Below are 21433 nucleotides of genomic sequence, written 5' to 3' on the forward strand. Positions count from 1 at the left end.
TAACCATTTAGACACAATTAAACATAACCAATTGAAATTAAATACTTATTTTATTATTTAATCCTAATGACCATATTTAAATTAAGCACTAGATAAGAATGTAAACGATAGTTATTATCATTAATATCCATTAGAATGCGTCGAATCAATCAACATGGTAATGGATAACTATATGTCTACATTCAACTTTAAACCAAGCTTGCTGCCTATGGCTATTGCTTTATCTTTTTCTTCCCCATTAATAGCGGCAGAAAAAACAGCATTAAACGAAGTGGTGGTTTCAGCAACTCGTACCGAACAAAATATAAAAGATGTATCTTCATCAATCAGCGTCGTGTCTGATGACACTATTGATAACCAACTTTCAACCGATCCCCAACAAGCTCTGCAATATACACCTGGTGTGAATGTAGAGGGTCAAGGCCGATTTGGAATTGCGGATTATAATATTCGTGGGATGAATGAAGGGCGAATCAAAGTGATGGTCGATGGCGTTGAACAACCAACACCTTACAACCCTGGCGCATCAGAACAACGTCATAATCCAGGCACTATTGAAGTAGATACATTGTCTGCTATTGAAATCAATAAAGGACCTTCTTCCACGTTATATGGCTCTGATGCATTAGGTGGCGCGGTTCTATTTAAAACTAAAAATCCAGATGATATTTTAATCACAGACGGTAACGAAAATCGCTTTGGCATAAAATCAACTTACACTTCCTCAGATGAAACTTTTAAAAACACTTTAACCTGGGCGATGCGTCAAAATGATTTAGAAACCTTATTAATGGTTACCTATGCTGATGGTCAAGAAACAGAAACCTATCACTCAGGGCCTGGTGCTTTAGGTGAAAGCCGAGGCCAAGCAGATCCAGCAGATAAACAAATTGGTAACCTATTAGGGAAAGCGTATTACCAAGTCAATGATAATCATAGAGTCGGTTTAACCGTAGAGTATTATCAACGTAGCTATGATGAACAAGAGCTACACAGTGAAGGTTCTAGTATAAACATGGGGCCTATGGGATCGCTGGTTTACAGTGATAACTACAATGAAGATGATGTGAATCGATTACGAGTTGGCTTAGAACATGAATGGCAGATGAATACGACGATTGCCGATAGTTTACATTGGTCAGTTAACTATCAAGCAAGTGATTCTGAATATAAAAACTACGATACTACGACCGGATTTATGAGTTCAGGGCAACGAATGCGTTATCGTGATGCCAGCGATGATTTGATCAAATTCGACGCCCAGTTTGATAAGCTTATTGATCTTTCAACTCATTTTCATCAGTTAACCTATGGTATTAGCTACAGTAATGATAAGTTTGAACTCGATAATACTGATTATAAATACGATCTTGGCACTGTCACTCCTGGCAACACTGGACTCCCAGATGCACGCTTAGAAAAATGGGGCATATTTGCTCAAGACCAAGCCTTCTTTCTGGATGAAAGCTTAATCATTACCGCCGGTGTTCGCTATGATGGATTTAAAGCTAAGCCTAAAGAGGATGAAGGGTTTACTACCAATTATTCAGAAAATAAAGAAGATGCTGTTACGGGGAAAGTAGGTGCGGTTTATCACTTAAATGAAAATTTAAGTACCTTTGCTCAAATTAGCCAAGGCTTTAAAGCACCAAGCGTGCAAGAACTATATTATGTCTACAATACTGGCGCGGTATACGAACCTAACCCTGATTTAGATGCAGAAAAAAGCTTAGCCTATGAATTAGGTTTCCGTGGACAACACGCACTTGGTAGTTTTGAGTTAACGGGTTTCTATAATGATTATGATGATTTTATTGATCAAGCTAACATTGGAACAGAAGTAAGTACCGGCAAAGAAATTTACACTAACCAAAATATATCTAAAGCAGAAATTTATGGGGTGGAATTCTCAGCTCGTCTTAACTTAGATGAGGCTTTATCAGCACCTGAAGGTTTATATTCTAAATTTTCTATCGCTTACGCTGAAGGGAAAAATAAAGATACTGGTGACCACATTGACTCAGTGGCCCCACTTAATGGCGTTGTTGGGCTGGGTTATGATAGTTTAAATAATACTTATGGCGGATTACTTAGCGTTAGTATGACGGCAAGTAAGGATGATTGGTCAACCGAAGGCGTTGCTGATGTTGCTGGTTATACCTTAGTGGACTTAACTGGTTATTATCGTCCAATTAATGATTTAACATTAAGAGCAGGTCTATTTAACGCCTTTGACAAAAAGTACTGGGAATATTCAAGCATGAACATGGATGAACACTCATCCGGTACTAATCGTGATTTCTACAGCCAACCTGGACGTAACTGGGGTGTAAGCTTAGATTATCAATTCTAATCGCCTCTAAAATAATCATTATGGCCACTGAATGTGCTGCATATTCAGTGGCTTTTGTACTAGAGAACAATTAATAATCGAAAATTTTCACACTCAATACAAAACCATTAAGCTTCTGGATACCCTTCAGGGTTATTCGACTGCCAACGCCATGTATCTTGTGTCATATCGTTTAAGGTTCGAGTTGCCACCCAATTAAGATCGGCTTTCGCTTTAGCTGGATCAGCCCAGCACTCTGCAATATCTCCTGGGCGACGATCAACCAGTTTATATGGTATTGATTTACCCGATGCTTTTTCAAAAGCTGCTACCATTTCTAAGACACTATTTCCCTTGCCTGTGCCTAGGTTATAGATATGCAGATTCGATTTTTTCCCAACGTGATTTAATGCGGCTAAGTGTCCATCAGCAAGATCCATTACGTGGATATAATCACGAACTCCTGTTCCATCAATAGTTGGATAATCACTTCCAAATACCGATAAAAACTCACGACGGCCCACAGCAACTTGGGAAACAAATGGCATTAAATTATTCGGGATCCCTTGCGGATCTTCGCCTAAACGTCCTGATGGATGAGAGCCTACAGGATTAAAATACCGCAGCAACGTGATACTCCAGTCTGGATTTGCTTGTTGGAAATCGGTTAAACATTCTTCAACAATTAACTTACTACGACCATAAGGGTTAGTCGCACTTGTTGGAAAATTTTCTAAAATTGGTGTCGACGCTGGATCGCCATAAACAGTTGCTGATGAGCTGAAAATTAAAGACTTCACACCAGCATCTCGCATAGCTGAAACTAAAACATAAGAGCCATTAACATTATTATCATAATACTCTAAAGGCATCGAAACCGACTCACCTACCGCCTTTAAACCCGCAAAGTGAATAACAGATTCAATATCATATTGACTGAAAACCTTATCCAAAGCACCTTTGTCACGAACATCACCTTCAATAAAGATCGGACGCTGACCTGAGACTTCTTCAATACGGTCAAGCACACTCGATTTACTGTTATAAAGGTTATCAAAAATAATCGGTGTCATACCTGCATCGATCATTTGTATACAAGTATGGCTCCCTATATACCCCATACCACCTGTTACTAATACCAACATAACTTCCTCAATATTATAGAAATTTCATCAATTCTAACGTACCCGTGTCACCAATAACAAATCCTTATATTGAATCGAAAATAAATTTATATAATGGTGTAAGTATTTATTTTCCAGGCGCCCGAAATAAAGCGTCAAGTTGATCAACAACTGAAGCCCAATCTGCATCTTCTGATTTTGATTCTTTTAAAAATGCAGCTTGAGAATTACTCCAAAACTCAGCGTGGTGAAGTTTCGAAGTGTGTGCCAATCCATCTCTATGTTGCTCAATGAACATTTCTATTTCTGATTCTGAACTCCCCAAACCAAGTTGTTCGAATAAGGCCGTTAGCGTGTGATTATGCATTTCCATACGATTTACTCCTCATTGACATCAAGCCAGTTAATGACCAAGCCTGATTCACTACAAAATATTCATTAACTATAGTAGATTCTAGTGAGTTGAGGTCCAGAACTGTATTTATTTACCAATAAAAAACCTACACATTTTAACAGAATACGTGTGCAGGCTCATCGATTGCGAGTGACTCAGGTAAATTGGTTTTATTCTGTTTCAGTATGAGAACGACAATGTTCGATCGCTTTTTCAAGCAACTCTAGTGCCGTCTGCTCACAAGGTGGTAATTTAGCCGTTTGCTCTTCCAATGGCGTTATACGATCGCCCCACTTGATCATACCAGCGCCCCAAGTTAAACCTGCACCAAAAGCCGCGACCAAAATATTTTGATTTGGTTGAATAAAGCCTTGCTCAACCGCTTCACACAATGCAATGGGTACGGTAGCTGCCGAGGTATTGCCATATTTTTGAATATTCACGAATGCTTTTTCTTGTGGGATGCCAGCAAAATCACATAGTGTTTGAATAATACGAATATTAGCTTGATGTGGTATTACGCGGTCTATTTCATCTTTTGTTAAACCAGATCGTTCAATGACCGATTGAGTCGCTGCGCTCATCCCTTTCACTGCTCGCTTGAAAATATCTCGCCCAACAAATTCAAAATCCCAATGACCATTTTGCGGATCAAAGCGATCCATACGAGTACCAAAGTTAGGAATAGCTAAAATATCACGTCCTTCAGCATCACATCCTAACGCGGCTTCTTGTAAACCAACGGGTGTTTCTTGTTCACAACGTGATAAAACAACAGCGCCTGCTCCGTCACCAAATAAAACAGCAGTATCACGTTGAGTCCAATTAAGATAAAAACTCAAATGCTCCGCACCAATAATAATGGCATTGCGATAATTGCCAGCTTGAATCAATCGAGTTCCCGTTTCTAATCCGTAAAGAAACCCAGTACAAGCGGCATTCAAGTCAAATGCGGCAGCAACCGGGATTCCCAAGTTCCGCTGTACTTTTGATGCAATATTGGGAATTAAGGTATCGGGTGAACACGTTGCAACAATAATACAATCAACATCGCTTGCCGTGATACCAGCTGCTTGCATTGCATTTTTTGCCGCGACCGTCGCTAAATCTGATGTTTCAACATGACTAATTCTACGGCTTTCAATACCCGTCCGAGAGCGAATCCACTCATCTGAAGTTTCAAGAAAAGTACTCAGATCATCATTAGATAAAGTGGCAGGTGGAAGGCACTTTCCCCAACCTGTAATTTCAGCGTAAACATTAGCCATAAAAACACCTTATTATTTATTATATTTATCGTGGAATAGACTGAAATTATACGACATTTGTCCACAAACGGATACGCCAACAGCTTCACCCAGTCTCAATCAAATTTATTTATCGAGATATAAAAAAAATCTCATTTTACATATTTATCAATAAGCCTCATATTCGCCCGAAAATAGCTTTATACCCAATGGCCACCCTCTTATTTTAGGGGCTGGCGGTGTTACATTTTATCCATTTGGAGTTGCGGTGAACAGCCAACTTTTAACCTCATCAAAATCCTCTTTAACCGTTCCAGTAATGGCACTGTCGCTCTATGCGGTTGCCTCTGGTTACTTAATGAGTTTAATTCCTTTGATGTTAGAACAATATGGTTTAAGTACGGATGCTGCGAGCTGGCTTGCCAGTGCCTTCTATGCAGGATTACTTTTAGGTGCCATGTTTATAGAACCGATTGTGGCAAAAATTGGTCACAAATCATCCTTCATTGTGTTTTTGATTTTATTTGCCTTAACCATTGCCGTGATGCCTTTATTTGCCACTCAAGAAGTTTGGTTATTTGCTCGTTTTATTGCGGGCATGGCCGTTGCGGGTGTGTTCGTTGTTGTTGAATCTTGGTTATTAATTGGCGATGAAAAAAGCAGAACCAAACGACTTGGCCTATACATGGGCGCTCTTTATGGGGGGACTACTTTAGGTCAACTTGGAATTGGTGCATTTGGCTCTCAAGGCATCATTCCATTTACTATTATTTTAGTATTACTTTTATTATCGACCACAGTATTGGTCTTTGGACAAAGTAACTCACCAAGTACACAGCAACATATGAGTCTAAGTTTCAAAAATATTAGTAAACTCAATAAAGCCGCCATTATTGGTTGTATCGTATCGGGTTTATTACTAGGTTCTATCTATGGATTAATGCCATTAGAGCTACAAGCCCGTCATGTGACAATTGAACAAATCGGGATATTAATGGCTTTGTTAGTCTTAGGTGGAATGGCAGTACAACCTATTGTTTCATGGGCAAGTAATAAAATTAATCACAATCTTCTGATGGGGCTTTTTTGTGTATTGGGCGTGTTTGCTCTTGGCTTAACAACACTGACTGATAACAAAATGATTCTTGCCATTAGTTTAGTATTGCTAGGCATGGCGACTTTTTCACTCTATCCAATCGCCATTACTCTAGGCTGCATTGGAATGAATCAATCTTATATTGTCTCGGTCACTCAAGTTATGCTGCTAAGTTATAGCGTAGGATCGGTAAGTGGACCAATGGTTGCACATAGTTTTATGCACAATCCAGAAGGTTTGATGGGTTACTTATTCGTCACATTACTTGCTACCGCTTTATACATGTTTGCGACTAGCTTAAAAAGCAAACCTCGTATGGTCGCAGGCGGCTGATCTACCTTCAATTCAAACAACAAAGCCTCAGGTGAGAAATCATCTGAGGCTTTATTTTTTATTCAATACGACATCCCAATATAACGCAGATAAAAACGGTTACGCTATATTTAAATATTTATGCGTTTGAATTGATAAGCGCCAATTACGCTCAATACACACTTGCATACAAAGCTCTATCGCTCGTGGTTTTTGGCTGATTGGTTGAAGCGCAATTCCTACTTTATGCTGACACTTTGTTTCAAGCAATAATGCGTCTAGTTGCTCGATATCTTTTAGAGTACCAACAGGATGCTTTACTTCATTCGCTCGTTGCATAGCACTGATTAATACTGGTAATTTACCCTTCATAGCAATCTTTGGTGACACTGTCACCCATGTTTTGTCGGAACATTGGATCTCAAAAGTACCACTGGTTTCAATCTGGCATTGACAGCCAAGTTGCTCAAAAGCCGCCGTCAAAGGTTTTAAATCATACAAGCATGGCTCTCCGCCAGTGATGACAATGTGTTTGGCCGTAAACCCAAGAGATTGATATTGCTTGATAATGTCACCTTCAGAGGCTAAGCACCATAAAGGGCTATCAGCTTGCTTTGCAATAATCTCACCAAAGCTAACTTCATCTTGAGGCTCAGCTTCCCATGTTTGTTTGGTATCACACCAAGCACAACCAACAGGGCAAACTTGCAAACGAACAAATACCGATGGAACTCCGGTAAAATAACCTTCGCCTTGAATAGTCTGGAATATTTCATTCACTTTATACAAAATTATCCACCAATTTCTTCTGCTAAACACACTTACTCGCCAATGTAGAAACAACCAGCCGTACAGGTTTCTTTAATTTCAACTTTACTCAGCTGAGGTAAAGATGGTTTAACTTGTCGCCAAATCCACTTTGCCAATACTTCACTGGTTGGGTTTTCAAGCCCAGGAATATCATTCAAATAATAGTGGTCAAGACGATCATAAATTGGAGCGAAAATTTGTTTAATATCACCAAAATCAATAACCCAACCTGACGTTGCATCCACCTCACCTTTTACATACAAACGGACAAAAAATGAATGCCCATGTAAACGACCACATTTATGACCTTCTGGTACATTGGGTAAATGGTGCGCCGCTTCAAAAATGAAGTCTTTATAAATTTCACAAGTCATGGAGTTACCGTTAGATTGATGTGGTAGATAGCTGTGATTGATTATCACAAGCAATTATTCATTCGATTTCGCGCTGAATATATAGATACAAGTCACATAAATAAAGTCATATGGTCAAATTTCTGATTTATTCTATGCTTACTGTACATAAGTCCACCGAGTACAGCTCACCAAGTTAAACATTAAACCTATATTTCATTAGCTGCCTTTCGTGATTATTGATATTATGCGCGCCCATCAATACCATCGGCTGAATTCGACGGTACAGATTTACTGGAGAAAGAAGCATGAATCGTAAGAAAAAAATAAATTCAATCTTAAAAAAACGTATTAAAAAGATGAATTCAAAGTTACACCCATCCAATAAGCCCAAATACATATCTAAAGCTGAACGAGAAAAACTGGAAGCAGAAGCCGCTCAACAAGAAAACTTAGAGACTGCAACAGCAGAACAAAACGACATTGCCGTAGAGCAACAGTCAGAAGCGGAAATAACAGAAAAATAATCTGCGTATTGATGGGTGCATACTCTATTGAGCCAACGTTTGACTCGTTAATCGTTGGCTTTTTTATGCTTCTATACAGCGAATAAAAGTTTCTATTTATAACAAGCTCCCCTCATTGATTTGAAAAAAATTTGCAATCAGCAGCCACGTTATCGCTTAAGTGGTTTCACTAAGCTATCAAGCCCTTCAACTTTTAACGCTAGACACAATTGTAATAATTCGCCCAGCTCACCTTTGGGAAATTCGGCTTTATTTTGAAACCACAATAGATATTCTTCTGGTAAGTCAATCAACATACGTCCAGCATACTTACCAAATGGCATCGGCATTCTAGCCAGTTTAATCAGGTTTTCTTTTTCCAACATCACTTCGCCTTTTCCTTCACCCCCAACAAAAACGCCGATTCAATCTTTAGGAATAGATCGGATCGGCGCTCATCACTAGAACACTCTCATAGCCTAACAAGCCGTAACTTAATAAGCCGCAGCCTTAATGGATTGGTTGACCTTTCTTATCATCAAATTGAGAGAAATGCTCTGCTAATATTTCTGGCGTTAATTTGCCTTCGGCCTCTAGTTGCTTGAATTTAGCCACTAACGCTTTTTGTTCTTCCATCGTTGGAAATGGCGTTTCTGGAGAGTCGGCTAGATTTGCAGTCATTTCTTCTAACTCTTTTTCAAAGTCGCTACTCATAATCATATTTCCTAAAAATAAACTTAACTTGATTCTAACGACTTTATACACACATCACCAGTTTGCTTGATTTAAATTCTGCAAGAAAATCATCAACCATGATCAAACCGCTTATCTATTAAACAGTTAAATAAAAAAAACATTTCTGGCCGAACTTTTTATGTTATTGCTGGTCCGAAATACAATGCTTACAAATTGTAACAACTGCGCTATGTACCTAAATCGATTGAGCGGTATAACTTCATCAAAATGATGATTCCTGCATTCACGGAGATATTTTGAACATGCATTCAGACACTTTTGCCCAACTCCAACAATATCTAAATACTCAAGTCATAGGACAGAGTGAATTAGTAAAACAATTATTAGTCGCCTTACTCGCTGATGGGCACATTTTGGTAGAAGGTCCTCCTGGCCTTGCTAAAACCAGAGCCGTAAAAGTGTTAGCAGATTGCATCGATGGTGATTTTCATCGCGTTCAATTTACGCCAGATCTTCTTCCGTCTGATTTAACCGGGACTGATATTTTTCGCCCTGAAACCGGTGAGTTTACTTTTCAACCTGGTCCAATTTTCAATTCATTAATCTTAGCCGATGAAATCAACCGTGCACCTGCTAAAGTCCAAGCGGCAATGCTTGAAGCGATGGCAGAAAAGCAAATTACCGTCGGACGTGAATCTTATAAATTACCCGAATTATTTTTGGTGATGGCGACCCAAAACCCGATAGAACAAGAAGGTACATACCCACTGCCAGAAGCGCAACTTGACCGCTTCTTGTTGCACCTGGAAGTCAATTACCCGGATGCTAATAGTGAATTAGATATCTTACGCCTAAATCGAGGTGAAGCTCAGGGGCATGTTGCTATTCAACCAGTTACATTATCACAGCAAACTATTTTTGATGCTCGCCAAGCAGCGCTATCGATTCACATGGCTGACAATGTTGAGCAATATATTATTCGCTTAGTAATGGCAACTCGTCACCCAGAACAATACAACCCTCTTTTAAAAGATTGGTTACAAATGGGCGTAAGTCCACGCGCTACCATTGCTTTAGATCGCTGTGCTCGTGCCCATGCTTGGTTATCAGGTCGTGATTTTGTCAGCCCTGAAGACATACAAGCAATGGCGTTTCCAGTACTTCGCCATCGCTTATTGTTAAGTTATCAGGCACAAGCTGAAGGTGTAACGCCGAACCGAGTGATCGCAGAACTATTAGCACAGGTTGGCAGTGCATGAGTGAGCAAAAGTTACCCCCTTTTGCTGCTGGCGCTAAATTATGCTTAAAAGAATTACTGTATTATAAAAGTCACACAGTATATTGGCAGCCACCGGCAAAGAGTATTTGGTCGCAATTAAACGGCGGTCATATGAGCCAACATAAAGGCCGCGGGATGAATTTTTCAGAAGTTCGTCAATATCAGGCTGGCGATGATATTCGATCTATTGACTGGCGCGTCACCGCTCGAACAGGAAAAGCGCATACCAAATTATTTACTGAGGAGCGTGAACAACCAGTCATGCTTTATCTTGATTTAAGCCGCACGATGCGTTTTGGTTCACAATTATTATTTAAATCGGTTCAATGTGCTCATCTGGCGAGTTTATTAAGCTGGCTTACCATCGAACATAAAGATCGTATTGGTGCCTTAATTGACACTGGCGATCGCTTAATTGAATTAAAGCCAACGGCTCGCCAACAAGGTGCTTTACAAATCAGTCACCAACTCGTTGAATTAAATAATCAACTCATTGAAGCCGATTCACAAACTAGACCAAATAAAATACACTCAACTAAATCCACCTCAGATCAAAATAATCACGAAACCCCATCTTTCAAACACGTTTTACAAACAATGCATCGCATGTGCCCGAAAGGCAGTGATATTATATTTATTAGCGATTTCCAACGTTTAACTGAAAATGATAAACCGTTATTGAACCGACTCACTCAACACAATCGATTACGATTTGTGCATATTTATGATCCTCTAGAAATGGGAACAACATTATTTAGAGGCAGTGAACACGTTACCGACGGCCAACAAACACAATGGTTAAATTTCGGGCTCAAACGTACACGTCAACAGCTTGAAAACCGTTATACCGAACATCGAGATTTTATCGAGAGTATGTGTAAAAATATGGCAATTCCTATTCAATCGTTATCTTGCGCAGATACTTTATTATCTCAATTAACCACCAAAACTAATCAATCTAATCTTTCGCAAGGATCTCTCTCGTGAACAATGCTACTGCCCTTGCTGCCTCTAACGCACAGCCAACAATCGCTTCTGCATCGTCGGCCAATTCGACACCACTACCATTAGCATCATTACATCTCCCTGAACCTCCGGGAGCATGGCCGGTCGCTTGGGGCTGGTGGGCCGTTCTCGCTGCAGTGATATTATTTATCATGATTGTACTTCTCTCATGGCATAAGCATAAGAAAAATAGACGAGCAAAAAAAGCCGCTTTGAAACTATTAACCAATATGTGTCGACGTGAAGCTAACCCCAATAAAAAAGTTGCCTTAGCTAACGATTTATTACGCCAAGCATGCCTTGCTTATTACCCACGTGGAATGCTTGCCAGTTTGCATGGTAGTGCGTGGTATGAATTTTTAGATATGCAGTCTGCAGTGAAAAACGCATCATCATTTACGGCTAATCAAGCTGAATGGCAACAAGCACTGTACCAAAAACAGCCTGTAAGTGAGGCTTTGGCAATCGGACTTATCCAACAAGTCGAACAATGGATAGAACAAACCTTACCACCAAGTAAAAAACAGCTTAAGGCGGCCAGCTTAACTTTCAAGCCAGTAGCAAACGAAAGTTTTGATAGCACCGTATCAAAAGCTCGCGTGGTGGCATCTTCAAATTCTACTGTAAAACCTAAGCCAAACTCGACCAATAAAGATGCTCAAGATGCTGATTTTGAACCGACCGAATCGGCAACTTTAAAACGTAAGGAACCAAAGAACGATGTTTGAGTTTCATTGGTGGTGGATGCTATTTGCTCTACCATTACCATTAATCATTTACTTCTTTGCTCCAGCTCATCAGCCAAGCACTGCCATCACTCTGCCAACCCTACCGGATCAAGGCGCAGTACCCAAAACACAAAACCTAGGCTTGAAAATATTAGCGGTTTTGATCTGGGTATCTTTAGTCATCGCGGCCGCTCGCCCTGTGTGGTATGGAGAGCCTGTTGAATTTCAGCCTAAACACCGAGATATGATGTTGGTGGTTGATTTATCTGGCTCAATGGCGCAAGAAGATATGAATACACCAGATGGTTATATCAATCGTTTATCGGCGGTAAAACAAGTCCTCAATCACTTCATCACTGAGCGTAAAGGTGACCGATTAGGTTTGGTGTTGTTTGCCGATCATGCTTATTTACAAACCCCTCTCACCTTAGATAGAAAAACCGTTCAGCAACAGCTTAACCGTGCTCAACTCAATATGATTGGCACACAAACTGCCATTGGTGAAGGGATCGGTATTGCGACTAAAACCTTCATTAAAAGTGAAGCGAAACAAAGAGTCATGGTTCTGCTTAGTGATGGGGGCAATACTGCCGGTGTAATTGAACCATTAGAAGCAGCAAAAATTGCCAAAGAAAATAACGCGATTATCTATACGGTCGGCATTGGCGCTGGAGAGGTAAAAGTAAAAGGGTTCTTTGGTACTCAAACCGTAAATACTGCTCAAGATCTTGATGAAAAAACATTAACTGAAATTGCCAATATGACGGGTGGACAATATTTCCGCGCCCGAGACAAAGAGCAACTCGATAAAATTTATCAGACTATCAATAAGCTGCAACCGGTGACAAATGCAACACAAACTTGGCGACCACAAAGTGAATGGTTCACTTACCCACTAGCACTTGCCTTGATTTTATCTTTTGCTCTAGCGATGTTAAGGAGACGACATGGCTGACTTTCAGTTCTTACATCCCAATTGGATCTTCGCTGCCATTCCAGCTTTATTACTAACAATTTGGCTGTTTGCAAAGCCTAAAACCAGCAGTTTGATTGCTAACCATCTAAGCCAGCAGTTAGGGCTAGATGAAAAGAAATCACACCGGTCTTTAGCAAGTATGGTTCTCATTGGTTGGCTTATTTCGGTATTGGCATTAGCCGGGCCAAGTTTTCAAAAACAAAGCGTACCAAGTTTTGGCGTAAATAATGCACGTGTGATCGTAATGGATATGACCCTTTCCATGTACGCCACAGACATTACGCCTAATCGACTCACTCAAGCACGTTATAAAGTATTGGATTTACTGCCGGCTTTAAATGAAGGGACAACCGGTTTGGTTGCCTATTCTGCTGATGGTTATATGATAAGCCCACTAACTTCTGATAGTAAAACGCTCGCTAATTTAATCCCCAACCTATCACCTGAAATAATGCCCACTCATGGTAGTAATGCAGCAGCTGGCGTGAAAAAAGCCATTGATATGCTGACTCAAGCGGGCCACCTACAAGGCGATATTATCTTGATATCCGATGATATGAGATCAGAAGAATCTAAAAATATTGAACAGCTATTAAAAGGAACTGATTGGCGTTTATCTGTCATGTCTGTTGGCACGCGACAAGGTGCGCCAATCAAATTACCAAGTGGCGACATGCTCACTAATAACGGCACAACGGTGGTGGCAAAAACGAACATCAAAGCCCTGCAAGCTTTGGCAACAGTAGGCAATGGTATCTATACCCCACTTCGCACCGATGATGGCGATATTCAAGCTCTAGTTCAAACCCTACAGCATGTTCAACTTAAATCATCCAAAGACAATCAAGGATCACCCGAATTGGAAGTACACATAAATAACGGGTTTTGGTTACTGCCAATTTTATTATTACTGGCATTAGGCGGCTTTCGTCGTGGTGGTATTTTCAGTGTCGCATTATTGATCACATTACCACTATTAACGCCTCGCCCAGCTTTGGCTTCAACCGCCATCACATCATTACCTTCAACGACAACAAGCCTTATTAATTCCGCCTTTAAAACGGCTGATCAACAAGGATTTAATGCTTACCAAAACAAAGCCTACACCCAAGCTGCCAGTCAATTTGTAAACAAAGCATGGCAAGGAGCCGCGCAATATCAAGCTGGAAACTACCAAGCGGCCATTAACACGCTTCAAGGCTTAAGTGATGAAAATTCACGTTACAACCTCGCCAATTCCCTCGCACAATCAGGTCAATTAGAACCTGCAAAACAAGCTTATGAAGATATTTTGAAACAAAATCCGAATAACCAAGATGCGAAGAAAAACTTAGGCATCGTCAATAAAGCACTTGAACAACAGAAACAACAAAACCAGAAGGATAAGGATAAGAAAAAAGATCAAGACAAAGATCAAAAGAGCCAATCGGATTCAAAACAAGATAAAAAACAAAAAGATCAATCTGGATCTGATCAATCTAGTTCAGATCAATCAAAATCAGAGCAAAATAAGCAAGAGCAATCACAAAAAAATGCTGGTCAAGGTGATTCAAAACAAAAAGAATCTGAGTCCAATAATTCATCAGCACAAGATAAAAAGTCATCACAGCCAAAAGATAGTAAGCCAGATCAATCCAAACAAACCCAAAATCAGAATACTCAATCAAAATCTGAACAAAAGAAGAATCAAGCGAAAGCCAAACAACAGGAAACGGATCAAACCCAACAGCAAACACAAGCACAAGCACAAGCAGATAAAAACAAACCACAGCCTTTGTCTCAAGCTACTCCGAGCCAAGGTAAAAAGCCTAGCAGTACGGTGGCAGTTGATCCTCAACTAAAAAAATTGGAACAAATCCCAGATGATGCACGTCGTTTATTACAGGCACAAATGGCATTAGAAGATCAACAAAACCCAGCGCCTCAATCCACTGGTCAAACATGGTAGTAAACAAAAGGTAATGCAAATAATGGAACATAAAATGAAACAAACACAATACTCACAATGGCTTACCATACTTCTTGTTTTGATCAGCTCGATCGTATTTAGTCAAACTAGTTTTGCCAAAGATATACCCGCTTTTGCTTCCGTCAATCAAACGACACTCAGCACCAATGAAGTTTTTAACTTTAAAGTCGTATACATGGGAACAGCAAGCCGTGATGACTTTGATGCCAGCGTCTTAAATCAAGATTTCACCACAGGCCAAGTACAATATGGCACCTCTCGCTACAGTATTAATGGCGATACCACTATTCGTACGGAATGGAATGTATCACTAGCAACCAATAAAGCTGGCAATGTAGTGATCCCAAGCTTTACCGTTAATGGCACTAAAACTCAGCCAATTAGCTTACACGTGAGTAAAGACCCAAGTACGCCCAACCAAGATGATCTCATTGAATTTCAAGACAGTATTTCAAAACACACACTGTATCCAAAAGAAATGGCAACTTTACGCACTCGTCTCGTGGTTAAAGCCGATCCTCGTGGTTTGCAAAATACAAAAATCATTCCACCAACAGGCGATGGGCTTAGCATCACTCCAATTGGTGAACCTAAACAATATCAAAAGCTGGTGAATGGTATCGAAGCCACTATTGTTGATCAAAACTACCAAGTAACCGCCACCGAGCATGGTAAACATACTCTCCATCCTCCACGTTTAACTGCCACTCTAATTGATGTCAGCCGAGCAACTGGCGCACGCCGTATTGTTCCAGTTAATGTCTACTCTGGTGATATCGAACTTACCGTATTAGAAAAGCCTGCTTCTTTTTCTGGTGTATGGTTACCAACTCAATCGCTTAAATTACAGCAAGGCTGGCAGAATAGTGATGGTGATATGATGGATGTATCTTCTGGAAAAATTGACGCTAAAGTTGGTCAACCTATCACGCGTATCTTAGCGTTAGTGGTAAAAAATGTCAGCGCAGAAAACCTTCCTGAACTTAAAATTGATTATCCAAAATCGGTACGTGTTTATGCCGAAAAACCTAAGTTTGGGCAAGACAAACAAGGCAATACGGTAATGACACTCAAACAAGTGCTGATGCCAAAAAAATCGGGCAGTATTAACTTACCAGCAGTCAATGTACCTTGGTGGAACTCTCAAGCAAATAAAGAAGAAACTGCCACTGTCGAAGGATTAACACTCGCGACCACGGTAGATGAAAATGCGCCTGTGCAAGCACCTACGTCTGTGATAACAACAGCGTCAACGAATCCAGCCATCATAATGGACGATAAAACCACACAGCCTACTAACACGCTCTCTACACCAACGATGGCGACGGCTGGCTACTGGCCTTATTTCACGGCTTTATTTGCCGTACTTTGGTTGTTGACACTAATATTATTGATTCGAAAGCATAAGCAAAAACCAGCGGCAGAAATAACTCAGCCTACAATAAAAGCTGATAATAATAATTTAGCGTCTGTATTAAAAAATCAAGATGGCGCGAAGATCCACAGTGAAATATCACAATGGCTCGCCGAGCGCCCTAATCTTTCCAGTGAATTAACCCAAGCGATTAAAGCAGAATTAAGTGAAGTGATGGCTGCATTTTACAGTAAAAAACGCCGCGATTATGACACAAGCCCATTGTTAGCCTTGCTTAAAAAAGCTAAAAAAGAAGTGAAGAAAAAAAATAAAAATGATAAGAACGATATGCCTCAACTCTAGTACGCAGCATGAGCTGTAAAATTTTATAGTTCAAAAATAAAGCTCATTATCTCATGTCTTATGAGGAACAATAATGAGCTTTACTCTTTTGAGTATTAAGATGCTTGGCGAGAAAAACAACGTTGGTATGGCTGATAATTATCATAAAGCCAATTAAATACAAAAGTATAAACCAAGAAAAATAATAGGAAACCCGCATCCACAATCAAGGCATGTAATAAGGTCACCTCTAATACCCAAGCCACAATAGGAACAGTAGCAATAACTAACCCACCCTCAAACCCAAAGGTATGAACCAGGCGTAACTTCCATTTACGCTGCTGGCGATTCTCACCAAATATCTTATCAAAAACAATGTTATAAACGTAATTCCATATCACAGCAAGTACCGTAATACTGGCACTTAATCCTGCCATTTGTTCAAGGCTTTTCCCACTTAACCAAGCAGAAGCAGGAACGACAATACATAACGCTAAAAGCTCAAATATCGCCACATGAAAAACTCTCTCTTTTGTGGTCATGTTTTACTCCAACTGAATCAATAACTCTTACTTTAGGTATATTTCTTTAAATTAGATAACGTTTACCTGACTAGCGTTGGATTATCATCTAGAATAAAGATAGTTAATAGTTAGATACCATCGGTTAAAACGATATGTTTGGAATTGAACAATTAGAAGCCTTTGTCACAACCGTCGAAACAGGATCTTTTTCTGGCGCAGCTCGGCAACTTAAAAAAGCCCAATCGGTTATCAGTCAACACATTATCAATTTAGAGATCGATTGCGGGGTAGATCTGTTTATTCGTTCCGGTCGTTATCCTACTCTCACTTCACAAGGTGAGAAATTAATACCTCATGCCAAAGCAACTCTGCTTCAACATCAAAGGCTTAAAAATACTGTCGAATTATTATGCAATGATCAACCATCTCAACTTTGTATTGGTATTGATGAAGGGATCCCAATGCAAAAAGTATCTAATGCTATTGCGAAACTGCAAGCTGCCTACCCTAATATCCAATTAGAAATTTTTGGGGCATCCAGCATCGATATTATCGAAATGTTAGAATCTGGTCGTGTATCCACCGGCTTGGTTTTTAGCGAGTTACTGCTCCCTAACAGTATTGATTTTGAGTGTATTGGAGCGGTTAAATTTGATATGTATGTGGCTAAAAATCATAGTTTAGCCACAATAACCGTCCCAAACATGGATCATTTACGACTCCACCGGCAACTATTAATTCGCTCTCGAAATACGCAAACGAGTAGTTTCCAACAAGCTTTTAGTCCCGACATTTGGCATGCGAATAACTATTACTTACTACTAGAATTAGCACTCGAAGGCTATGGTTGGTGTTTATTACCAGAACATATTGCCCAGCAATCAGTAAATGAAGGAACTTTAGTGCGGGTCTCAACCGAATTTGAAGAGTTAGGCTGGCTTGCCAATATCGATGTAATTCAGCATCAACGAGACAGTTCACATCCGCTGTTTAAACAGGTACGAGAACTCTTTCGTTTAGGCTAGCCTTCTAACTAAAATAGACAACTTATCGTTCGCGGAGCTATCTCGACCTTTTGATTTTTAAATTGTGACCATATTTTTCAATAAAATATATACTGATCGTACTTAAGATCATCGCCAAACAAGTGGATACGAAAACATCTTGCGACCAATGCATTCCGAGTAGCATACGACTTAATCCCATCGATATTCCCCACATGATCAATACAATGTTAAGTACACTTGCCCCACTTAACAATAAGTAATAACTTGCTGTTAATACGAGAGTCGTTGCAAAAATAGTGTGTCCTGATGGGAATGCATAACCGACTTCATGCTGCCAATGATGCTGGATAATTGACGATACTTTTAATGGCGGCTGAGTAAGTAAAGAGTTTTGATTCATTGGATCTTGGTATTGTTTTAACGCTGTATAGATAAGCTCACTGCGTTGAATACTTTTCTCGGTATAAAACGTATTCAAATCGATAACAGTATCAACCTGAGAAGCCAACCATGTTAAGTTTGGTCGAGGCTCTTGAAAATAAGATTTCAGAGCATGATTTAACTGCAAACTCATACAAAGACTGAATATGACCGCAATCACCATTCTTCCCCAATACGGTTTAGATACGCAAAAAAAACTGAGACCAAAAAACACGAAAACCGTTATTACTGCATAAGGCGCCGTCCCCGTTGTTGTCAGAGAGAAAAGAATACGCGCGATAGAACTAGTGAGATCCAGCCATGGAAATATCTGCTGTTGCGTTAATAATAAAAACCCGGGAAGTGCGAGTAATAACGCCCAAATGGCGAGTACAGTTTTATAAGTTGGTTTATTGATAACCACGATCCACTCTCTAAAAAATGTCTATCTCAATATGGAGGGTTAAATTAATGGAAATGTCGTTAGGCAGCAAGTAAGAAGGTGTAACACAAAAAAATAGCGCCTTTTCAGCGCTATTTTTTGTCGACTGTAGCAGATTCTGTGTCACTACTGGTTAATACTTGACCTGATAACTCAGCATGTAAGTTCTGCCTTGCCCTTTATAGTCAAATATAGATGCAGGCGCTGAAGCAGAGTAATACAACTGAGCACGTTGCCCCCAAACAGTGGTGTACTCTTCATCCATCAAGTTTTGGATCCCAAATGCGAGGCTACCCACTGGTAAGTTAACGGAACTCATAAAGTCAACGGTCGTATAACCATCGAGTTCATTATCTGAATCATCACTTAAATCAAACATGGTATTACTTTGTAAACGTAATGCATATTGTTCATCATACCAGCCTAGCCAAGCACTTGCTTTTGATGCACTGGCTCCAGTCACAGCAGACTTAACCCAATTACCATTACTGTCTTTCTCTTCAGTTCGAACCACATGGCCAGAACCACCGATTTGTAAATTGGTGGTTAACCAATAATTCAGTTCTGTTTCTAAACCATATACGCGTTTGTCCGAGTCTATTTCTTTTACTGAAAGATTCTTTTTATCATAAGAAATCACTTTATCCGACAACGAAATATACGCCGCAGTCTGAATACTTAACTCACCAACTTGGTTACGCATACCCACTTCAAAACTGTTGGTTTTCATGCCTTCAAGTTGAGAATCAGCAACATTAATACTGTCCACCAGCTCTAAGTGTCCACCGACATTATTATAATTGCCATAACCATAAGCTTTTGCAGGATCAGCAAGATCAAATCCTTGGGAGAAATTCGCCCATACCTGATTCATGGCATTTATGCGGTAAATCGTCCCTAAGTTAAATAAACCGACACTATAGTCAGTGCTACCACCATTAATACTATCGGCCGAAGTGGCCTTACCAAGAGCAATATCGGCTTGTGCATCAGAGGCAACATAATCATCAATCTTATTATTGATGTATTGGTAACGATAACCACCTTGAACAGACCAATCGTCGGTAATATTAAACTCACCTTGTAAGAAGCCGGCAACCGAAGCCACTTCTGTTCCTGGGTATCGGCCTATTGTGGCGTAAGAGTTATTCACTAAGCCGCCAGTTGCATAACTAGTCGCAGGGTCAAAAATAGTTTGTTTACTGTCTAACGTATCAATATAACCATCAACACCATACGTTAAATTAAAGCGCCCAAAATCCTTAAGCAATGCCATTCGTAAGCTAACCACTTCAGTATTTTGCTCTGAAGCCGCCATGTAAGTACCGTAGATAAAAGGGATAAAAGACATGTTTTCTTTACGGTATGAAGCTTGAACCATTAATTGTTGATTTAAAAAATCCGTATTCAAATAGTTCATATTGAGCATGTAACGCTCGGTGCCACCTTGTTGATCCGATTCATAACCCTTGCTACGTGGATCAATTTGACTCGGATCTTTTAATCCTGCAAAGTTTTTCCCAAAATTAATTCCGTAAGGGCTATCTTGCTGGCTGTCATAATACTGAGCCATTAAAGATAGCGTCTGAGTATCGGTTAAATTGATTTCTCCCGATGCCATGAGATCCAGCACTTTGTTGTACTGTAATGAACCTTGGGTAATATCCGGAACAATGATGTCACCATTACCGTCATACTTCCCACCAGTTTCATGGTATACCGCTGAAATTCGTCCACGAGCTTTATCATTACCGCCGCTCACTGACTGAGCAATCTTGCCATCGTAATCATCACTATTATTAAAGCCAGAACCACCACCAACATAGGTTTCCGCTTGAACAGTGCCATCAGAAGAGGCTTTTTTAGTGACGATATTAATCACACCACCAGTTGCACCCGCGCCATAAACCGAAGTCGCACCAGAAAGCACTTCAATACGCTCGATATTAAAGGGGTCGATGGAGTCAAATTGACGGCTAATTGATCGAGAAGAGTTAAGTGATACACCATCGATCATTACTAGCGCAGAACGGCCACGTAAATTCTGAGCATTGTTGGTACGACCTTGGCTACCAACATCTAATGATGGAATCGTTGCCGCAAGAATGTCGCCTAAGCTTTTTCCCATACGCGCTTCTTGCTCAATACGCTCTTGATCAACATACCAAACCGTTCCCGGAATTTCGCTAATGCTTTTAGGAGCCGTACTTGCCACCACCACCATCGCATCCGTCGATCTATTTTTATCTTCTGCCTGTACTGCGAAACTTGACGCTCCAGCAAGTGCTAAAGCTAATGTTACAGGTGTTAATCTCAATCCTTTTAAGGTGTTAATGTCCATTTAACTAGTTCTCTCTATATTGAATTTAAAAAAATAAACGCATTTCAATACTTCATGTGCAACGCCAATAAAAGTAATACGAACCCCAATGATAAGCATTACTATATAAGAGCAATAATCACCCATTACTCAACAGGAAAACCCGAGGGTTAAATAAGTGATTTAATGATCAGCCG

Annotated in this window: 20 protein-coding genes; 10 read left to right on the forward strand and 10 right to left on the reverse strand. The window is 40.0% G+C overall.

Annotated features, from left to right (window positions below):
• The first annotated feature begins 172 nt into the window (after window positions 1–172).
• Window positions 173–2353, forward strand: a complete 2181-nt coding sequence (locus tag FH976_RS00710; protein WP_194088984.1) for a TonB-dependent hemoglobin/transferrin/lactoferrin family receptor — start codon at window positions 173–175, stop codon at window positions 2351–2353.
• Between the two features lie 107 nt (window positions 2354–2460).
• On the opposite strand, the gene galE is transcribed toward FH976_RS00710, so the two are convergent.
• The 3 genes from galE to FH976_RS00725 form a co-directional block, all read right to left on the reverse strand.
• The gene (gene galE, locus FH976_RS00715) at window positions 2461–3477 is read right to left on the reverse strand and encodes a UDP-glucose 4-epimerase GalE (RefSeq protein ID WP_194088985.1); all 1017 of its coding nucleotides are present in this window, start codon (window positions 3475–3477) and stop codon (window positions 2461–2463) included.
• A gap of 106 nt (window positions 3478–3583) precedes the next feature.
• Window positions 3584–3829: a DUF2789 family protein gene (locus FH976_RS00720; protein WP_194088986.1), complete on the reverse strand. Its 246-nt coding sequence runs from the start codon at window positions 3827–3829 to the stop codon at window positions 3584–3586.
• A gap of 191 nt (window positions 3830–4020) precedes the next feature.
• Window positions 4021–5118: a ketoacyl-ACP synthase III gene (locus FH976_RS00725; RefSeq protein ID WP_194088987.1), complete on the reverse strand. Its 1098-nt coding sequence runs from the start codon at window positions 5116–5118 to the stop codon at window positions 4021–4023.
• Window positions 5119–5365: 247 nt separating this feature from the next.
• On the opposite strand from FH976_RS00725, the gene FH976_RS00730 reads away from it, so the two are divergent.
• A complete protein-coding gene (locus tag FH976_RS00730; RefSeq protein ID WP_194088988.1) occupies window positions 5366–6526 on the forward strand; it encodes an MFS transporter in 1161 nt (386 codons plus the stop codon).
• Window positions 6527–6625: 99 nt separating this feature from the next.
• Here the strand turns inward: FH976_RS00730 and queE are convergent, their stop codons facing one another.
• Both queE and queD read right to left on the reverse strand, forming a co-directional pair.
• Complete coding sequence (gene queE, locus FH976_RS00735; protein WP_194089104.1) at window positions 6626–7300, reverse strand: 7-carboxy-7-deazaguanine synthase QueE; 675 nt, start codon at window positions 7298–7300, stop codon at window positions 6626–6628.
• Window positions 7301–7326: 26 nt separating this feature from the next.
• Complete coding sequence (gene queD / locus FH976_RS00740) at window positions 7327–7689, reverse strand: 6-carboxytetrahydropterin synthase QueD (protein ID WP_194088989.1); 363 nt, start codon at window positions 7687–7689, stop codon at window positions 7327–7329.
• A gap of 287 nt (window positions 7690–7976) precedes the next feature.
• Between queD and FH976_RS00745 the strand changes: the two genes are divergently transcribed.
• A complete protein-coding gene (locus FH976_RS00745; protein ID WP_194088990.1) occupies window positions 7977–8195 on the forward strand; it encodes a DUF2986 domain-containing protein in 219 nt (72 codons plus the stop codon).
• 149 nt (window positions 8196–8344) lie between these two features.
• On the opposite strand, the gene FH976_RS00750 is transcribed toward FH976_RS00745, so the two are convergent.
• Complete coding sequence (locus FH976_RS00750; protein WP_194088991.1) at window positions 8345–8560, reverse strand: DUF3820 family protein; 216 nt, start codon at window positions 8558–8560, stop codon at window positions 8345–8347.
• Window positions 8561–8684: 124 nt separating this feature from the next.
• Window positions 8685–8888 carry a restriction endonuclease subunit S gene (locus tag FH976_RS00755; RefSeq protein WP_194088992.1) on the reverse strand — a complete coding sequence of 68 codons (204 nt, stop codon included), beginning with the start codon at window positions 8886–8888 and terminating at the stop codon, window positions 8685–8687.
• Window positions 8889–9172: 284 nt separating this feature from the next.
• Between FH976_RS00755 and FH976_RS00760 the strand changes: the two genes are divergently transcribed.
• From FH976_RS00760 to FH976_RS00785, 6 genes are read left to right on the forward strand one after another with little or no spacing between them, the layout of a single operon-like run.
• Entirely contained in the window at window positions 9173–10129 is a 957-nt protein-coding gene (locus FH976_RS00760; protein ID WP_194088993.1) for an AAA family ATPase, read from the forward strand.
• Window positions 10126–11136: a DUF58 domain-containing protein gene (locus FH976_RS00765; RefSeq protein ID WP_194088994.1), complete on the forward strand. Its 1011-nt coding sequence runs from the start codon at window positions 10126–10128 to the stop codon at window positions 11134–11136. Before FH976_RS00760 ends, FH976_RS00765 begins: the two co-directional genes overlap by 4 nt.
• On the forward strand, window positions 11133–11882 hold the full coding sequence (locus FH976_RS00770) for a DUF4381 domain-containing protein (protein WP_194088995.1): 750 nt from the start codon (window positions 11133–11135) through the stop codon (window positions 11880–11882). The genes FH976_RS00765 and FH976_RS00770 overlap by 4 nt, the downstream gene beginning before the upstream one ends.
• Window positions 11875–12837, forward strand: a complete 963-nt coding sequence (locus tag FH976_RS00775) for a vWA domain-containing protein (RefSeq protein ID WP_194088996.1) — start codon at window positions 11875–11877, stop codon at window positions 12835–12837. The genes FH976_RS00770 and FH976_RS00775 overlap by 8 nt, the downstream gene beginning before the upstream one ends.
• Entirely contained in the window at window positions 12830–14806 is a 1977-nt protein-coding gene (locus tag FH976_RS00780) for a vWA domain-containing protein (RefSeq protein ID WP_194088997.1), read from the forward strand. Before FH976_RS00775 ends, FH976_RS00780 begins: the two co-directional genes overlap by 8 nt.
• A gap of 34 nt (window positions 14807–14840) precedes the next feature.
• Window positions 14841–16544, forward strand: a complete 1704-nt coding sequence (locus tag FH976_RS00785; RefSeq protein WP_194088998.1) for a BatD family protein — start codon at window positions 14841–14843, stop codon at window positions 16542–16544.
• A 95-nt stretch (window positions 16545–16639) separates the two neighbouring features.
• Here FH976_RS00785 and FH976_RS00790 read toward each other — a convergent pair whose 3' ends face one another.
• Window positions 16640–17065, reverse strand: coding sequence for a PACE efflux transporter (locus FH976_RS00790; protein WP_194088999.1), 426 nt, complete (start codon window positions 17063–17065; stop codon window positions 16640–16642).
• A 134-nt stretch (window positions 17066–17199) separates the two neighbouring features.
• Between FH976_RS00790 and FH976_RS00795 the strand changes: the two genes are divergently transcribed.
• On the forward strand, window positions 17200–18072 hold the full coding sequence (locus tag FH976_RS00795) for a LysR family transcriptional regulator (protein ID WP_194089000.1): 873 nt from the start codon (window positions 17200–17202) through the stop codon (window positions 18070–18072).
• A gap of 37 nt (window positions 18073–18109) precedes the next feature.
• Here the strand turns inward: FH976_RS00795 and FH976_RS00800 are convergent, their stop codons facing one another.
• Both FH976_RS00800 and FH976_RS00805 read right to left on the reverse strand, forming a co-directional pair.
• A complete protein-coding gene (locus FH976_RS00800; protein ID WP_194089001.1) occupies window positions 18110–18898 on the reverse strand; it encodes a phosphatase PAP2 family protein in 789 nt (262 codons plus the stop codon).
• Window positions 18899–19049: 151 nt separating this feature from the next.
• Window positions 19050–21257 (reverse strand): TonB-dependent receptor, encoded by a 2208-nt coding sequence (locus FH976_RS00805; protein WP_194089002.1) that lies wholly within the window; start codon window positions 21255–21257, stop codon window positions 19050–19052.
• Window positions 21258–21433: the final 176 nt, after the last annotated feature.

The organism is Vibrio hibernica, from assembly GCF_015223435.1.
GTDB lineage: Bacteria > Pseudomonadota > Gammaproteobacteria > Enterobacterales > Vibrionaceae > Vibrio > Vibrio hibernica.

What these genes read in the sequence shown, in the direction of transcription:
- FH976_RS00710 (WP_194088984.1), top strand. Translation starts at nt 173, where the DNA reads ATGTCTACATTCAACTTTAAACCAAGCTTGCTGCCTATGGCTATTGCT.
- FH976_RS00750 (WP_194088991.1), bottom strand. Translation starts at nt 8,560, where the DNA reads ATGTTGGAAAAAGAAAACCTGATTAAACTGGCTAGAATGCCGATGCCA.
- FH976_RS00760 (WP_194088993.1), top strand. Translation starts at nt 9,173, where the DNA reads ATGCATTCAGACACTTTTGCCCAACTCCAACAATATCTAAATACTCAA.
- FH976_RS00720 (WP_194088986.1), bottom strand. Translation starts at nt 3,829, where the DNA reads ATGGAAATGCATAATCACACGCTAACGGCCTTATTCGAACAACTTGGT.
- FH976_RS00785 (WP_194088998.1), top strand. Translation starts at nt 14,841, where the DNA reads ATGAAACAAACACAATACTCACAATGGCTTACCATACTTCTTGTTTTG.
- FH976_RS00805 (WP_194089002.1), bottom strand. Translation starts at nt 21,257, where the DNA reads ATGGACATTAACACCTTAAAAGGATTGAGATTAACACCTGTAACATTA.
- FH976_RS00765 (WP_194088994.1), top strand. Translation starts at nt 10,126, where the DNA reads ATGAGTGAGCAAAAGTTACCCCCTTTTGCTGCTGGCGCTAAATTATGC.
- FH976_RS00755 (WP_194088992.1), bottom strand. Translation starts at nt 8,888, where the DNA reads ATGAGTAGCGACTTTGAAAAAGAGTTAGAAGAAATGACTGCAAATCTA.
- queD (WP_194088989.1), bottom strand. Translation starts at nt 7,689, where the DNA reads ATGACTTGTGAAATTTATAAAGACTTCATTTTTGAAGCGGCGCACCAT.
- galE (WP_194088985.1), bottom strand. Translation starts at nt 3,477, where the DNA reads ATGTTGGTATTAGTAACAGGTGGTATGGGGTATATAGGGAGCCATACT.
- FH976_RS00795 (WP_194089000.1), top strand. Translation starts at nt 17,200, where the DNA reads ATGTTTGGAATTGAACAATTAGAAGCCTTTGTCACAACCGTCGAAACA.
- FH976_RS00725 (WP_194088987.1), bottom strand. Translation starts at nt 5,118, where the DNA reads ATGGCTAATGTTTACGCTGAAATTACAGGTTGGGGAAAGTGCCTTCCA.
- FH976_RS00780 (WP_194088997.1), top strand. Translation starts at nt 12,830, where the DNA reads ATGGCTGACTTTCAGTTCTTACATCCCAATTGGATCTTCGCTGCCATT.
- FH976_RS00790 (WP_194088999.1), bottom strand. Translation starts at nt 17,065, where the DNA reads ATGACCACAAAAGAGAGAGTTTTTCATGTGGCGATATTTGAGCTTTTA.
- FH976_RS00775 (WP_194088996.1), top strand. Translation starts at nt 11,875, where the DNA reads ATGTTTGAGTTTCATTGGTGGTGGATGCTATTTGCTCTACCATTACCA.
- FH976_RS00745 (WP_194088990.1), top strand. Translation starts at nt 7,977, where the DNA reads ATGAATCGTAAGAAAAAAATAAATTCAATCTTAAAAAAACGTATTAAA.